Source organism: Paraburkholderia sp. BR10936 (assembly GCF_040965735.1).
In the GTDB taxonomy this organism is placed as follows: domain Bacteria; phylum Pseudomonadota; class Gammaproteobacteria; order Burkholderiales; family Burkholderiaceae; genus Paraburkholderia; species Paraburkholderia nodosa_A.
Map to the genome: position 1 here is coordinate 1 of NZ_JBFRCM010000024.1, position 16,539 is coordinate 16,539.

11 protein-coding genes and 1 pseudogene are annotated in these 16,539 nt (G+C 60.0%); 3 read left to right on the forward strand and 9 right to left on the reverse strand.

Annotation, left to right across the window (positions count from 1 at the left end):
* From AB4Y36_RS34870 to tssB, 9 genes and pseudogenes are all read right to left on the reverse strand, one after another.
* A pseudogene (locus tag AB4Y36_RS34870) lies at positions 1–1,336 on the reverse strand (type VI secretion protein VasK); the annotation flags it as partial.
* 41 nt (positions 1,337–1,377) lie between these two features.
* Positions 1,378–2,613, reverse strand: coding sequence for a hypothetical protein (locus AB4Y36_RS34875; RefSeq protein ID WP_368685398.1), 1,236 nt, complete (start codon positions 2,611–2,613; stop codon positions 1,378–1,380).
* A gap of 10 nt (positions 2,614–2,623) precedes the next feature.
* The gene (locus tag AB4Y36_RS34880) at positions 2,624–2,875 is read right to left on the reverse strand and encodes a PAAR domain-containing protein (protein ID WP_368685399.1); all 252 of its coding nucleotides are present in this window, start codon (positions 2,873–2,875) and stop codon (positions 2,624–2,626) included.
* A 102-nt stretch (positions 2,876–2,977) separates the two neighbouring features.
* The gene (locus tag AB4Y36_RS34885; RefSeq protein ID WP_368685400.1) at positions 2,978–3,709 is read right to left on the reverse strand and encodes a putative type VI secretion system effector; all 732 of its coding nucleotides are present in this window, start codon (positions 3,707–3,709) and stop codon (positions 2,978–2,980) included.
* A gap of 4 nt (positions 3,710–3,713) precedes the next feature.
* Entirely contained in the window at positions 3,714–6,575 is a 2,862-nt protein-coding gene (locus AB4Y36_RS34890) for a T6SS effector BTH_I2691 family protein (RefSeq protein ID WP_368685401.1), read from the reverse strand.
* Position 6,576: 1 nt separating this feature from the next.
* Positions 6,577–7,560: a DUF4123 domain-containing protein gene (locus tag AB4Y36_RS34895; protein ID WP_368685402.1), complete on the reverse strand. Its 984-nt coding sequence runs from the start codon at positions 7,558–7,560 to the stop codon at positions 6,577–6,579.
* A 25-nt stretch (positions 7,561–7,585) separates the two neighbouring features.
* Positions 7,586–9,943: a type VI secretion system Vgr family protein gene (locus tag AB4Y36_RS34900; protein ID WP_368685403.1), complete on the reverse strand. Its 2,358-nt coding sequence runs from the start codon at positions 9,941–9,943 to the stop codon at positions 7,586–7,588.
* A gap of 96 nt (positions 9,944–10,039) precedes the next feature.
* Positions 10,040–11,572 (reverse strand): type VI secretion system contractile sheath large subunit, encoded by a 1,533-nt coding sequence (gene tssC, locus AB4Y36_RS34905; RefSeq protein ID WP_368602583.1) that lies wholly within the window; start codon positions 11,570–11,572, stop codon positions 10,040–10,042.
* A gap of 73 nt (positions 11,573–11,645) precedes the next feature.
* Positions 11,646–12,158 (reverse strand): type VI secretion system contractile sheath small subunit, encoded by a 513-nt coding sequence (gene tssB / locus AB4Y36_RS34910; protein ID WP_368602582.1) that lies wholly within the window; start codon positions 12,156–12,158, stop codon positions 11,646–11,648.
* Between the two features lie 508 nt (positions 12,159–12,666).
* Here tssB and tssK point away from each other — a divergent pair.
* The 3 genes from tssK to AB4Y36_RS34925 are packed head-to-tail and all read left to right on the forward strand — an operon-like array spanning position 12,667 to position 16,516.
* Complete coding sequence (tssK, locus tag AB4Y36_RS34915; protein ID WP_368685404.1) at positions 12,667–14,019, forward strand: type VI secretion system baseplate subunit TssK; 1,353 nt, start codon at positions 12,667–12,669, stop codon at positions 14,017–14,019.
* The gene (locus AB4Y36_RS34920; RefSeq protein ID WP_368685405.1) at positions 14,016–14,744 is read left to right on the forward strand and encodes a DotU family type IV/VI secretion system protein; all 729 of its coding nucleotides are present in this window, start codon (positions 14,016–14,018) and stop codon (positions 14,742–14,744) included. Before tssK ends, AB4Y36_RS34920 begins: the two co-directional genes overlap by 4 nt.
* A complete protein-coding gene (locus AB4Y36_RS34925; RefSeq protein ID WP_368685406.1) occupies positions 14,741–16,516 on the forward strand; it encodes an OmpA family protein in 1,776 nt (591 codons plus the stop codon). The genes AB4Y36_RS34920 and AB4Y36_RS34925 overlap by 4 nt, the downstream gene beginning before the upstream one ends.
* Positions 16,517–16,539 lie beyond the last annotated feature (23 nt).

Here is a 16,539-nt window from a genome sequence, read left to right on the forward strand (position 1 = left end):
CCTCATAGCCGGGCCACAGCACAGCGAGCACGGCGCTGTCGCGATTCAGACCGAAGCGCGCGGTCCAGGGCGCGCCGTCGCGCTGACGGCTCTCGAGCGTATCAATCTGCTTGTCGAGACTGTCGAGCGTCTGCATGCCTTGCCCCGGGCTAAGGGTTCCCGACAGTTTCGCGAGCGTGTCCTGCGCTGCACCGATCGTTGCGCGGTTTGTGAAACCCGATGCCATCGTGCCGACGATCCAGAGGCCAATCGCAGCCGTTGTGATCCAGGCGGCGATCGTGGAAAACGAAAGGCCGACACGGCGGCCGTGAATCTTGCGGCTGTGGTCGGCAACGGTCTGCCAGATCGTGCGCGGTTGCAGCGTAACGGCATCGCCTTCTCCTGCGTCCGCCGGATCTTCCGTGGCTGCGGGTCGCGCCAGTTCCTGCGCCTTGAAAAGTGGTGCAAACAGCAGCCCGTGCACGGCATGGCGCCAGTAGCGCGAGCGGGACGTCTGCAACACGAGTCCCGACAGCGCGCTACCCAGCGCCTCGATGTGCTGCGACAGCAAGGCAGCATAGCGATCGGCCTTGTCGTGGGCGATACGCACGACGCCTGTGTCCGCAAGGTTGTGGCCGAGGTTTCGTAGCGACGCGTCTATTTCGCCGGCACTCACGCGCGAGTTCGACCAGGTGAACCCAATGGCGTCATCAGGACTATCGTATCCGGTGCCGAATTCTGTCACGTTCAGAAGATAGACTGGTGCCGCCCAACGCAAGGAACGGGCGTGTCGTGCGAGCCGCCGGGAGAGGTTGTCGGTGTCGAACGGCGTGCTGCCCGCGCTGCGGTTGCGTGTTACCGCCACGACTGCATCGACCGGACGACGGCTGCGCAAACGGCGAATCTCGTCGAGCCAGTCGGTATCGAGCTTGTCGGTAGTCTGATGCGCGTAGAGCAGAACCGTATCGCCCGCGATCGCATAGCCAATATCCGCGAGCCCCGGCGCCAGGCGTTTGACGAGCGGTTCGTCGCCGGCGACAAGCACCCATCGGTCGGCGTAACGCCAGCGCCAGCCATGCCGATCCTGGAGCGTCGCCTTCAGTGAATCCCGGCGATCCGCATACAGATCGATCCCCGGTTTCTTTTCCCCGTCGACGCGGGCGAGCAGGTCACGGTCGTATTTTTTCGCATCCCGGTGAGGCGCGTGGCGCGAGACGAATCGCCATGCCGCAGTGATCGGTCCGCGGCAAGTCAGCAGGAGGATCCCGATCACCATGACGAAGAAGACCCGACGCCACGGCGACGGATCGAACTGCGCACCGAAAAACCACGCAAGGATGGCGACGAGCGCCGTCAATGCTATGACAAGAATCCAGTATCCGGAGAGCTTGGGCCACTTCATGTGTTCGAATCCGTATTGCCGGTTTGAGCACCAGATTGCACGACGGCATATCGAAGGGTTCCTTCGCACCATGCAGCCAGTTGCGGATGTTTGTTCTGTTTCGTGTGCTCGACCGCCAACGCAAGCGCAAGCCATCCTGCCACGCTTCCCGGGTGACCCAGTGCAGTGTCGATGTCGTGAATTCCGGACAGGCTATCGGTTTTCGAGACCCCGACCGAAAGGTCGGACAGGCTGTTCGTCACCGTCCCCTTGTCCGCGCCTGCAAGTCCGGCCTGCCACAGGTCGCTGACCTTGTCGCCGGTCGTGCGGCCCCACAGCAGGGCCGTAGAGACTGCCGCATCGTTGCTGCCCGCATTGGCTTCGACCGGACGATGCAGATGCGCGACGAACGGAATGTGGCGCCGACCCACAAGCGGAGCCCACCCGAGGACCATGGCGACCGCAGCCTCGGCGCTGTTCTGGGGAGGTGTGTCATGCAACTGGACGCCGACGATCAGCAGGCACTTTTGCAGTGACGGACCGCCCCGGTTATCGAGCCATTCGTCGAGCGCCATGACGCCCTGCCCAGCCGGTAACAAAACTGCCCGGGCGCGGCGCATCTTTTCATCGTCCCAGCAGGTCTGCCATGTCTGCAGCAACGCCTGCTGTTCCGCAGCATCGGGCAACTGCAGCCGCACGCCGAACGGTATATCCAGTGGAATGGTGGCAACAACGGGCTTTATCGCGGTGATCAGATTCTCAAAGCAGCTTTGATAACGGCTCGAGTCCGCACCTACATCAAGCGCGAGTGTGGAGTGCCGCACGCCCTCGCTACCATCCTGCGAAGTCTGTGCTTCCAGCGAAATCGAACCCTCGACAACGCTGGATGCGACGTTACTTGTCCCCGCTCCGCTCAGGTAGGTGTACCCCACCACCGCCAGTGGCTCGCTCGCGAACAGCACCGCGTTTTCGCGGTCTTCACGCAGCGTTTCGTTGTCCGCATCGATGCGGTCACTCTCCTGCTCGAAATAGCAGAGTCTCAGGCCAAAGCAGATACCCCACCCGACAGGCGCAGCGACGAGCAGACAAATCCAGAACAACGCCGTTCCCGTCGGCTCGTTCTTTGGCCAGGCGAGCAGCGTGCTCACCACACCGATGACCACAACCACGATCAGCAGGCCAAGCCAGACGACCGCGCGGGGAGGTGTCGGGCGAGGCTCCGGCGACTGCGAAGGGGGAAGCTTGACCGGCATCGTGACGGTGTCAGTTCAGGCTGGAAATCAGGTGGCAGCCGCACATCGCGCGGTAGCCCTGGCGGGCCACAGGGACGCCGTCGTCGGTCATCGAATCATCACCGTCGATGATCAGGTTGGGCCTGACGTCGGGATGCTTCGGGCAGGACACCTCGTCACCCTTTCGGGCAACAAAGCGGCGATCAAAGCGCATGGTCTTTGATGCGGTGATCACCTTGCCACCATGATCGGTCGAGTCGCCAAGACGGATAAGATCAATCATCAACACACCCCTCTAAATGTAAAACTTATTATGGACTACCACACTTGAAACAGAGTTCATGCCTTTAGCAAACAACCCATGCTCGGCGCATCAGCCGAGACGTCACTTGTAGCGGAAGTACAGCCTGCCGTAGTTGGGCAATTTATTCTCACGGCGGTGCTCACGCGAAGTCTTGCGCAGGTCAATATTTTCAACGTCCGGCCAGCCGTAGGTTCGGAATATCGCCTCGGCCATGTACACGAAACCCATCATCTTCCTTGTCGCCCGATAAAACAGGATCCCAAACAGGGCGAGTCCACCAATCAATGACAAGCCCTCAAATATCAAATCTGCTTCGAGATTAGTAATCTTTTCGCCCCAATACAGACAGATCGTTACAATCGAATAAATAACGAAGAATGACCAAAGCATGAGCTTGGTCATGTATCTATAGTGAGCCTTTCTGCCAACCGTCGCGTGTGGGTAGACAGCCACGATCTCGTCTCCGTCGCGCTTGACGGCGTAAGCGATGTAGCGCTCGTCCCCTATCCGCTCGGCAACTATCTCGACCGTATCGCCATTGCGCATCGGCATTAGCCACATCCAGCCCTGCATCTGCTTGCCGTCCAGTTCGAACTCAACCCATTCGGCTTCCTCGTCTGAGTTCATCGCCATATTGGCAAGGCTAATGCCTGCGGCCCCCATTCCCAACGCAGCCGCGCCGACGGCTGTCGCTCCTACTGCGTGCTGTTGAACCTCTGAAAGAATGAAGTCGTGGCTGCGCTTCTCACGTTTAAGATTCGCTATCGTCCCACGCAAAAGTACCGCACCCCGGAAGGGTTCTATATTTGTCATAGTCTTAGCTCACCTTTGCCATGGCATCAATGAACTCCTTGCTCTGCGTAGCCGCATCCTTGTACTGCTCCACATCGTGATCTTGGATCCGGAACGTAGTCTCGCGACCCGTGCCAAACGCACATCGAGAACACCACGATTCCAGTGCGTTTGGCGTAAGCCAGTCGGCGAGCGCCTGTAAGATGATCAGTCCAATTGTTGCTTCCCAACCGATCAACATACCAACAGCCCGTACGCCGGCAATCACCGCGATCCGTTCCGCAAACGCTTCGACGGCGGCCATTACGGCTTCTGTCCCATACCGGGATGCCAGCTTCTTCAGCAAAGGTGCAGCCGAACTGATCGCGTCGATGAAAATCGCTGTACCAGACAGACCGCCCAGGAGAGCTTTTAATCGCAAAGCATAAGCTACGTCATACTGACCTTTTGCGCGTTCGTCCTTGGCCTTCTCCACATCCATCCAAGCCGAAATCAGGACGCCAACGCTACTCAGTGCACCGCCTGTCAGCTTCCAGCCTTGCGACCGGACCGACGCCTTCAATACCGCCTGATACGGAACTATCGCGATCGTAATCACGGACGAGCACAACGAGGCTCCCGAACTCACCAGTTTGAGCCTCGTATCCTTGTCGGGCGCGCCGGCCAGCAGTTTTAAGAAGTTGACCGTTTCAACCAGCAAGGTCACCACCGCGATCCGTCCAAGACGAAGCTGTTTGGCGCCATCACCTTCCACCCTGGTCTTGTCCCACACCTCATACAGCTCCCTGGTGGGAGAAGGTGCTCCCTGAGGTATCGGGCTACGCAGGAACTTACGGGCTACGCGAACACGGTCGATGATCTCGATGCGACTGAGATTTTCCAATACGGCCTGCTTCCGGACGAGGGTAATCGCATCTTCATAGGGGATCCCGGCACGCTGCAGAAAAAGAGTCTGGATGATCTTTTCACCTACGAAGTCGGCCATATTCGCTACGCGGAACTTCTCGAAAATTGCGTCACCGACGGTCATGCCGAATTTGTCGATCTCGAAGCGCTTCAGTAGTGTGCCGATCGGTGTGATCTTCTTCGAATCGGTCTCCAGTGCCAGCGTTGAGAGTTTCTTGTAGTAGCCAGTAAGGGATTTTGTCGAAGCCGCAACTCCGACGACCAGATCACCGATCTTGTCTAGTGGTGTGTTCTTCTTCTCCTGCGCACTCTTGAGCAATCGCCCCAGTTCCTTGCGTGCGTCCATCTGGTTCATCGCCATCACGCGCCAGATCAAACTCCCCTGCTGGGTCGGATCCCATTGCGTAATCAGGCTGTCGACGACGGCCTTACCCTTGGGGGTGGACGTCAGCCCAAACAAGCCCTCCGAGACAATGATCTCGAAGGTAAGGCTGGCACAGAAGTCCGGTGAATGGCAGTCCTCCAGCGTATCCAGCAGCAGCGGGGCCTTGACCCACTGTCCGACGTCGCCGCTACGATCCTCCTGGAGCTGGTACACGGCCGATTGAAGGGCTACGTAGTTCTTCCGGAATGTGTCGATGTCATTGGGACGAAGACGTGCCTTGTACGTCGACCAGTCGTAAGCCGTCATCTCGTTGAGGTTCCTGTCATGGGCGCCAGGCTGCGCCGCAGCATATCTGCGCGCATCATTCATGATGCTGTCGCGATAGCTGCCGGTATAGGCATTGGTCATCTGGCTGTTTCCAGCGCTGCTCAGATTTCCGGCCTGAATCAGGCGGGCTTGATAGCTGCCTGGAATGTTGTTGGCCGCCATCCAGTCCATGTCGTCGTACCAGGCATTAATCTGGTCCACCCGCGAGGGGGCCGCTCCTGCGAGCGCCTTCGCGCGCTGAGCGCCCAGAGCGGCGCGGGAACCAGGGGAACCCAACGCACTCGCATCCTGCGCCTGTTGAGCGAGCCCTTCCTGCGTATCGAGGGCATTCTCCTGGCGTGACTGAACAATCCTGTGTGCGGTGTCGATGTCACGCAGCGCGGCCACCTGGAGAGCCTGCTCGGTATCGTCATCGGCATACTGGTTGAACCACGAAACCGGATCGTTTCTGAATCCGTTCAGCTCGTGCAGATTCCCGACGGCATCCCAAAGCGCCAGCACCATCGGCGGGTAGTTGCCCGCACCCTTTTTCTTGCCGATATCATTCATTACACCGATGAGCGATTTGCTCGCCGAATCCGGTGTTGCCTGCCGGATGTGCAGTGGATAGCGTGTGACTTCAAGCTTTAATACCTCGGGCTTGTGCTTGCCTGCATCGTCGCTGATCTTCTGTTTGATCGGCTGAAGAAGCTTCGGATCGAAACCCGGCATGTATTCAATGACGTCGTTGATGTTCGCCTCGGTCGCGGCAGCCGCGTGCTCATACTTGCCGCCTGCAATCCAATTTGCCGGTTCGATGCACTGCATGCGCTTCGCGCGCAGGTCGGCATTCTGCACATAAAGCCTGAAGATATCGTCGGTCCATGTCTCCCCGGAAAACGCAATGTGGACCTTGCCGCACAGTTCGGGCTGCTCGATGGCGATGATGTCCATAGGCGCAGCCCCGCTGCTTTTCGCGCAGGACGGATGCGTCACGGGCACCGCCGGTAATGGCAGGTTTTGCCGCCACAGACGGCCGTCTTCAGTCACCCGGTAGGCTTCCCAGTAGTTCGCACCGCGGGCGCCCTTTTCGTAAAGCAGATAGATCCAGCCTTCACGCAGAATTCGCAGACCATATTTGTGCTTCGTGAGCGCGATATCCGTCACTCTGGCCCCCGAGATCCCGCCAGGAAGTTTCGCCGCAATGGTCTTTGGTAGAACTGTGTAACGAACGGGAAGAATCGGCAGGCCGCCTTTGTCACAGTTTTTGCAGGGAGGATTCGTTGCCATGTCAGTTTGCTTTGGGATCAGTCAGACGCTGAACGCGTGAGACAGTACCGGTTTGAGATGCCTTGAGCCACGCCCCTCGCTGGATTTCCTGCACAACCAGGGGGGCGAGTTCGCTGACCGCGGCGCAGTAGAGGACGCCCTGAGATACGTTCCGGAATACGGAGGCCATGGCAGGGTGTGTGTCAAAATCGGGATTCCACGCGAGTGCATGGCCCACAAACACAAGCTTGTCTTCATGGTCCTGCAAACCATGCCGTTCCGCGCGTGCGGCGCTACCCACGGCGGTCTGGATTTCCTGCTGCGAAGGCTGTCGTCCGACCTCGTTCATGAATAGCGCCAACGCGCGGTTGACGACGCCGTGCCGATGAAATTCGGCCCACTGTGTGTCATGAAGACGCAGATTCAATTGCGACACGCCCGGCGCCGTATAGAAGGTCAATTCCGCCTGGGCATCGAGGGCATACCACGCCTGCACCGGTCCGAGGAGGCAGCGGCGCTGCGGGGGAGCGAGCACAGGCCACATCAGGGCGAGGACACGCGTATCGTAGAACCGGAGCAGGCGTCGATAGCCCAGGTTGTCGATCTGGATTAGCTGCCCGGTCCAGTGAGCTGCCACGTCCTGCGTCGACTCTGCACCCAGGAGCCAGCCACCAACGCGTTGCCCCTGGCCGCGTGCGACCGATTCAGGTTGCCGATCCGCGAGCGCGATTCTCACGCTCTGCGTGAGGAGGGCCACGCCCGCTTCCGTCGAAGTATCCAGTTCAAGCAGGTAAGGCTCGCTTTCCGCTGGGAAAGCAGCGTGCGGGACAGGAACGGGGGTGCGGTTCATCTGGCTGAAGAACGCGCCCTCGGAAGGGTCATCTTCGAGCTCGCGCAACGACGGATCGACCGCCAGGATGCACTTACCTCCGTTCACCGTGATCGCATTGCGCAAGACCTCGATCAACCCCTGCTCACCTTGGGCATCGGCCACTGGTGCCGTCATTTCATGTGTCATATGCATGGGCGCCTCAATGCAGGAGCACGCTCGACGCGCTGTCGGCTGCGGCAGATGTGGTGCGCCACGAGCAGCCTTTGAGGTCGCCCGACTGCACGGACGGCGCGAGGCGCATCGATGATGCGCCGGGCTTATCCCATGAAGCACACTTCTCCAGAATGTCGCCTGGTGTGCCGTTCTCGATGCGGTTCGCGTTGATCTTGATGTATGAACCACCGGCACCAATCCAGATTTCCCTTGCCGCCGAAATCACGACGCGCCCATCAGTACTAGAGATGGTGACGTCCTTCATTCCGGTCATCGCGACTTCGTCGGATTGCGCAGCAATCTCCACTTTCCCCTTTGCCGCGATGAATTTCAGGCCGAGCGCCTGAGCGAACAGCGAGATCATCTCGCCAGCGGCCACCGTGAAGCGCTTGATGATTCCGAAGTCGGCGTCGCCACCAGCCGTGGCAATCAGGTTCTGATCCGCACTCAGTTGCATGTGCTCACCGGACACGAGACCAACACCCGCAGGCCCGCTGACGAGAACACCCGCCTTTTTGAGCTCGTTCAACGTGTTATCGAACAGCGCTTTCTGCTTCTCGTAATCCGCTGCGATCGCCTGCGAGGCCTTCGCCGCCTCGGAGAGCGACTGCATCTGCTGCATGGCCTGGTCGAGGAGCCCTTGCGCAGGCTCCATGGCGAGCTGCTTGCCCTGCGCGGTATATTGCGCATCGGCGGAGATATAGACGCCCTTTGCGCCGCGGATTGAAACATGCTCGTCCGTGCGCAACTCCGCCCCGCGCCCTCGCTCCTTTTGCTCCCCGTCGACCATATGCCCAAGATTGAGCTCGCTAGCCTGGAACGGCGTCGTCAGGTGAATATGCTCGACACCTTCCTTGTCCTCCATGCGCATCTCATTCTGCGCGGCCGTGCGAATGAGATTGCGCGTATTGTTCAGGTTGTTGACGAGATCGGGATGCAGGCTGTCATGCAGCGCTCCGATGATGATGGGCCGGTTTGGATCCGCGGCCGTAAATTCGAGCGCGACCTCCGCGGAATCGATCAACGGGAAGTGGTGACCGTAGTTGTCGCCGCTGTAGGGCTTGGCAAAGCGCACCGGCCGGCTCGTGCCACCCGGGCTCCATTCGTCCAGATCGAACGGCAGCTTGATGACGTACCAGCCTTCTTCCGTCAGATAGGCATATTTGTAGTTTCCGGGTGACGTGATCCGGGCCGGCAGAATGCCCTTGATTTCCGGTTTCGGGATCGTGTCCATGGATGTTCGCCAGACCCGATCCGAAGGAATCCCCTCGAACGTCACGCGGTACGACTTGTTGCGCCCACCGTGCGAGCGTACCGACGTGATGAAGATCCCGTGTTTCGCATCGACCTGAACCGGGTCGACCAGCACGACCTCCCCGGCTTCCAGCCAGAACGGATTGCCGGTGCCGATAAACGTCACCTGACCCGCGAGGTGAGCCTCGTGCCGCAGGCGGGCAATGCGCTGGCCTTCCCCCGGCGTCTCGTAGTGCTCACCCCAGTGATAGTCGACGGCGTTGGTGGTCTTGTCGCCACACGCCGTGTTCTCCTCGACCAGCAGCGAGACGTCGGCCTGGCGATGGTTGTAGTCGTGCAGGCGCACGGATTGTGGCACGCGCCGGGTACGCCGCCGCAGCGACTTGATCGAGTCGGCACCCACGCTCTCGAGGCCCGAATCACGACGATGCGGCACCGTACGCTGCTTGCGCGCGTACGCATCCAGATCGTCGCCGAACACCATCACCGCGTAATCCTTTTTCTGCTCCCACCGAAACCAGATGCCTTCTTCCGCACAGATGCGCTGGATAAACGCGAACGTCGTCTCGTGGTACTGGGTGATGTACTCGTGCCGCTTGTATGTACCGCGCAGGTTGAACCTGAAATCGACACCGGCCCGGTAACCGTAGTGCCGCAGGGTGTCGGTAATGATCTCTTCGACCGACTGCTTCTGGAACAGCCGGCTTGTCCTGCCACGGTTCAGGTCCGCCATCGCAGGCTCGAGCCTGACGCGGTAGCGCGTCTCGTCGGCGGAGGTCTCGTGCTCATCGAACTTCGTGATGATGCCGTGGACGGCCTGTGCGGGCGGCTTCTTGCTGAACTTTTCAGCGTTCTCGCCAAACATGCGTTGCAGGTGGCCCATGTTCGGGTCGACCGGATCGATGATGAACCGGGCTGGACGCCCGAGTACCTGATCCATCGGAAGACCCGCTATCGGGCTTGTGAATTCAATCTCGTACTCGTAGAGCTGGCTGATCTGGTCATGGCCCGCGAACTTCACTATCGAGAATGGCGCCGGATGGGGCGCCAGCTTCAATTCATAAGCCTGTAACGGCATGAGCCACGACATCGAAAACCTCCCGGATACGCAAAACGCAAAAGCACCGCCGGAGCACCCACGGGCACCTCGGCGGCTTGCACAGAAAACGTCAGATCAGCGCCGGGTTCACCCCTTGGCCTTCGGCATCTGCGACACCAGCGATAGGCCGATGTCCATGCCTTCGACCTGGAAGTGCGGGATGATGAAGAGCTTGATGCGGAAGAACCCGGGGTTGTCCTCGATGTCCTCGACCGTGACCTTTGCCTCGCGCAGCGGGTGCGACGCCTGGAGTTCGTCGCCCGGGTCCTTCATCTCGGTCACCAGACCCTTGATCCAGTTGTTCAGCTCCAGCTCGAGTAGCCGGCGATCCTTGGTCGTCCCGATGTTCTCGCGCTGAATGAGCTTCAGGTAGTGCGCAATACGCGAAAGCAGGAAAATGTACGGCAGGCGCGAATTGATGCGGCTATTGGCCGTGGCTTCTTTTGTTTCGTAGAGCGCAGGCTTCTGTGCCGAGTTCGCCGAGAAGAAGCAGGCGAAGTCGTGGTTCTTGTAGAACGAGAGCGGAATGAAGCCCAGGTTCGCGAACTCGAACTCGCGCGTCTCCGGAATGAGCACCTCCGTGGGAATCTTCGGCTGGGAGCCGGTCCCGAGGTCATACAGATGGACCGGCAGGTCTTCGACCTTGCCGCCCGCCTGCGGTCCACGGATCTGGACACACCAGCCGTTGTTCACAAAGCTGCGCGTCATGTTGGCTGCAAACGCGAAGGAGGCATTCACCCAGAGATACCGGTTGTGATCCGGGCCTTTCACCGCTTCTTCGTAGTTGAAGGCGCGCACTGGCACCGTATCCTTGCCGTACGGCAGGCGGCCAAGCACGCGCGGCATGGTCAAACCTACGTAACGGGCGTCATCGGTATCGCGGAAGCTCTTCCACTTGATGTACTCGGCTCGGTCGAAGTAGTTGCCGATGTCCTGGATGGCAGCGACTTCCTCCATCGTCTTCTTGCCGAAGAACGCCGGGCCTACCGAGCCGATGAACGGCATGTGGGCAGCTGCCGCGACCTTCGAGACGTTGCGCAGCAGGGCGATATCCTGCGGCGAGTTCTCGAATTCGAAGTCGCTGATCATCGCGCTGACCGGCTGGCCGCCAGGCGTGTCGTATTCCTCGATGTACGTGAGGCGATAAAGACCGCTCTGGATGAGTTCGGACGCGTCCTCGAAATCGCGTTGCAATGCCTCTTTCGAGACGTCGAGCAGTTCGATGCGCGCGTTGCGGCGGAAGTCGGTGCGCGAGACCAGCATCTTCACGCCGCGCCAGCGACCCTCGAGCGCCTGGAATTCGGGCGCGTGCATCACCGCGTCAAGCTGGCGACTGATCTGGCGATCGAGTTGCCCGATATGAAAGTCGAGCAGCGACTTGTCGAGGCGATCGACCGGGCGGCTCGACTTTGCCACCAGTTCGAGAAACGCGCCCATGCCGCGCGCGATGCGCTCGCCAGCCGAAGCTTCGGAAAGCGTGTCGCCGTCGCGGAACGCTTCAAGCGGCCGCGCCTCAGCGACGGGTTTGAGATTGATCTTGCTGCACAGCGCGGCGTACACGCTGTCTGCGTCGAGCACTACGGTCTCGGTTGCGCTCGCGGCGCCTTTGTTCTGGCTCATTGCTGTTCCTGTCTGCGTTTGAAACACAAGCTGATTGCGGAAAGCGGTGAATGCCGCTTTGGCCCGGCGCCGTTCAGGCATGCCCTTCCGGCTGGGTAGCAGCCGTCGCTAGCTGCGCCAGCTCGCCGCGCAGTTTGTCGGACAGACGCTTGTCCTTCAGGACCTTCTCGAATTCGCGGCGGAATGTCCCGTTATCCAACAGATTCGATTTGAGGTCGCGCAGCAGGTTGCGCATGGCGAGCAGCGCCTGGAGTTCGGGAATCTGCCGGGCCACCTGCTCCGGATCGAAGTCCTTCAATGAGCGGAACGAAAGATTCACGGGCAATTCGCTGCCATCTCCAGCCAGCGTATTATCGACGCCAAACTTTAGATTCGGCGCATAATCGCCGAGCACGGCATCGAAATTGTTTTTATCAATATTGACCTTCTTTCTTGCGGCGAGCGGTGCATTTTCCGCACCCGCGCTAAAATTAGCGGCAACAAGCAACTTGAGTGGCAGCTCAACCTTCTTCTGGGCTCCGCCGGTGTGAAGATCCAGCGTAATCGACACGCGGCTTTTTGGGATTTCGCGCTGAAAGCTATCCATAGTATGTCTAATTAATTAATGTTCAAGATTCCGCAGAACTTGACGGTCGCGATGCGGTGTCGTGCGCTGCACGTGTGTGGTCCTTCGCCACATGCATGCTCGCAGGGATCTAGTACAGAAGGCACCCCATGGCGTGGTCTCCATTCGTGCGACCTGTTTGCGACGGCCCATTAAATCCGATTACATTCATGCCGTCAATTGGAATTTCCTTTCTCCCTTATCTCTAAATATTCAATTGTTAATTTTTGAATAAAATTCAAAACTTTCCGCAACGGCGCCGACCACAAAATTAGGACTTTCTAAATTGACATCCATCATGCTCCTTTTCCTATACCAATATCGAGATACGCGTTCAGCATATTATTTTTATGCGAGTTGTTAACGTTTGTCAGATCTCAAACTTAATTCAATACAAAATCCGGTTTACCTTGTATAAAGCCGTTCGACATCTCCAATCGAAGCCACTTTCTTAAAGAAGATAAGTACAAACCAAAAGAGACCATCACCAATGCGGATCCATAAACCTCTTTGGCACGACGGCCTGATCCTTTCGCAGCAGCACTTCCAGCAGATGGAGCGCGCGAGCGGATTCGCCGTGCAGCAGTTCGTGGCCGCGGCTTTCGCCGAGCCATGGGGCACGCTGGGTGTCGTCGTGGATGAAGAAGCGCTCAAGACGGGCCGACTGAAACTCGAGCAACTCAAGCTGCGCCTGCCCGACGGAACCCCGTTCGATTCGACGGTCAGCGACGCGATTCCCGGAGGACGCGATCTGACGCAGGGTATCCCCGCGGACCGCCAGAGCTTGATCGTTTACGCTGCGCTCGCGCTGCCCGACGCCAATGGGAACAACTGTCGTTTGGATGAAACCGCGCTCGCGCGGCCGCGGCGCTCCTATCGCGAATTCGTGAAGGTCATGGATCTGAACGGCACGGCCGAGACCGAGATTGCGGTCGAACGCCACGCGCTGCGCCTGCTCTTCGATTTCGAGCCGTATGCCGATGACACAGTGTGCGCGGTTGCGCGGCTCACCCGCGCGCGGAACGGTCAGTTCCAGGTCGATCACCACTTCGTGCCGCCGTGCCTCACGCTGGCCAGTCATCCGCTGCACATCGAGCGACTCAACCGCCTCGCGGACATCCTGCAGGCAAAGAGTCTCGCGCTTGGCGCGCGTCGCAGCGAGCGCGTCGAGCAGGTGACCGAATACGGCGTGGCCGACGTGCAGCTGTTCTGGCTGCTGCACTGCATCCACGCGGCGTGGCCACAAATTCGGCTCTTCTTGACGCATCCCGCGCGGCCACCCGAGCAGCTTTATGTCACCCTCACCCAGCTGGTCGGTGCCCTGACGACGTTCTCCACCGCCGTGCAGCTTGCCGATATTCCCGCGTGGGACCACGAGCACGCCGATAACGTGTTCACGAAGCTGGAATCGATGATCCGGGAACTACTCGATGCAATCATTCCGTCCCGCGTGATCCCAATTGGCCTCACGCGCAAAACCCCGACGACATGGTCCGGACAGTTCCTTGACGAGCGCATCGTCGGTGGTGTGTCCGACTGGTACCTGTCTGTCAACGCGCGCATGACTGCATTTGATCTAGTCGAACAGTTTCCGCGTCTGTGCAAGATCGGCGCACCGGATGATGTCGAACACATCGTCAATTCTGCACTGCCTGGCATTCCACTCAAGGCGGTCCAACGCGTGCCCGGTGCGATTCCGGTGCGACTGGACAACCAGTATTTTTCGCTGGACTCCAGCAGTCCTGCCTACGAGAAAATGCTTGCCTCGAGAGCCTGTCAGATCTATTTGCCGGGGTCCGTCGCTGATGCCTCGCTCGAACTTTACGCGGTGCTGCGCTCATGAAAGTCCTGACCGATCGCCACGACACGCCCGCGTATCTGTCTGAGCCTGGCTTTGTTCGCGCGAGTGACCCTGGCATCCGGGCCCTGCTGCGTGACACCGGACTGCTCGTCACATCACTCGGCGACGACGGGACCGTAAAAAACGCGGAGCAATTCCGCAACGACTGCCGCAAGCTGATCCAGAGGTTCTCGGATGCCCTCACGCAGCATGGCTATCCCGAAGACGTCAAGCACGAAGTCTCGCTGGCGCAGTGCGGCCTGATCGATGAAACGGCGCTACGCCATCTCCCCGAAAGCAGCCGCGCAGCGTGGGCACTCAACCCGTTTCAGGTCGAGCGGTTCAAGGTGCATGACGCCGGCGAATTCGTCATTGACCGGATCGAGGCACGCCTGCGGGAAGCAACACCGAATGCAGACCTGCTCGAAAGTTACGCCGCGATCCTCGGCATGGGTTTTAAGGGCCGCTATGCGCTCGATGGCGAAAGCAGGCTCGTCGAACTCATGGGCGCACTCAACGCGCGCCTGAGAAAGCTTCGCCCGCATGAGGCGCAGTCGTTTGTCTCAGACCGTGCAGGACGCCCGCTTTCCGACTGGTTCCGCCGGCTTTCGCCGTGGGTTTTAGCCGCGGTCGTCTGCGTGATTGCAGCGGTCATCTGGAGTACGTGGGCCGTTGCACTGAATGCGCAAGTCACGCGCGTTCCACCGGCAAAGGTTGCGCAGCCGTGAAGTCAGACCTCCCCTTGCTGACTTCTGCGCCCAACGGTGCGCCGCTTCGCGGCGACGAAGGACTCGATTATCCGTTCCGGCTCCAGGTTATTCTTGCAAGCGCTCTGGCGCTCGTCCTGGTCTGGTTCGTGGCGCGAATCGGACCGGTGCTTGCGTGGCTGCTCTCCTGCGCGGTCCTGTCTGTCGCCATGCTGCTCGTGGTCCTGTCTACCCGCCGAATTTCCATCGCGCGCAGGCAGGGCGCGCAGGTACTCTGCGCACTTGGACAAGCAACCGCCGACATACCGGTCGACCTCCGTACCCGAATGCCGCTCGTGCTGGTGACAGGTGATGATCTGCCCGCACTGTTCAACAGGAATGAAGGCGAGCGTTTCGCCTATGTTGGCGAAGGCGCAATCTGGCTACGGGTGGACAGCCCTAAAGACCTGGCACGTCTGGCCATCGCCGTGAAGCAGTGGCGTGACGGGCGCGCTCCTGATGGCGTCGTGGTCTCGGTCGTGCCGGCAAGATACACGGATGTCGATCTTCTAACTCAGTCACTGCGCGCGGCGCGCCAGGCAGTTGCAGACGCCACGCGCATGCTCGGCGCGCGCGCCCTGCCCGGCTATGTCGCTGTGTATCAGCGACTGACAACCGAAGCCGTTGGGCTTGCCGGGCCGCAATGGCACGGTGTTTCTTCGGCTACCCGCATGGTTGACGCGCAGCGGTTCGAGACCGTGATACGGGCGGCGGAAGACGAGATCATGAGCGCACCTAACCGATGTGTAGCGGCCACGCGGGCCGCCGCACTTGCGTCGCTCATTGGCTGGACGCAACGCGTCGTGCTTCACACGCTTACCGACCCGCGGCAGCCGGCTAGGCCGCTGGCGCTATTCGGTGCCGGCTGGATCGACTGCGGCCCCGCGGGCCGTGCCGGCAGCCCATGGAACGTGGATGTGGAAATGCAGACGAGCGTCGTGCGCAACACGGCGTCGACATCGCCCGCGCCATGGCCGCTACCGCAGCCGCTGATCGAGGCACTGCCTGTGCGGCACTGGAGATCGCCCCGGCTCCTGGCGCTGATGCATGCCCTTGCGATGTTCGCTTGCGCGTCCGGCATCGCGTTTTACTGCGCCGGAAAAAACAATCAAACGCTGCTCGCACGCATTCAAGCCGATCTTGGCCGTTACTCGATGATTCCGGCCGACCACGACGCGGCAAGGCGTGAAGCGCTCAAGACCCTCGTGAACGATCGCGACGAACTTGATCGCTACGCTCGAAGGGGGGTCCCACTCGATCTGTCGTTCGGCCTGTACCGCGGCGCGAGACTTGCCCCGGCGCTCAACGACGCGATCGCTTCCTATCAGCCTCCCCCGCCGCCAGGCGTTCTCACGTTTGACAGCATGTCGCTGTTCGACAGCGGCAAGGCCCAACTCAAAGGCGGCTCGACACGAATCATGGTCAACGCGCTGGAGATGATCAAGGCGCATCCGGACAGGAGGATTCTCGTGGCGGGCCACACGGACAACATCGGTAAACCCGACCGCAATCTGCGGCTTTCAACCGCGCGCGCCCAGTCCGTGCGCGACTGGCTCATTGATGCCTCCGGCATCCCGTCGACGCAATTCGCGATCCAGGGCTACGGCGACACCCGCCCTCTTACGGACAACGACACGGCCGCCGGGCGTGCGAGGAATCGACGTGTAGAAATCACTCTCCTACCTGATGCGGCACAGCCCGCCCCGGCGGCTATCGCCACGCAAACGGCAGCGTCCGGAGCGGCGCCCAGGTAGGGAGGAGCCTTTGTCCCCGAAGC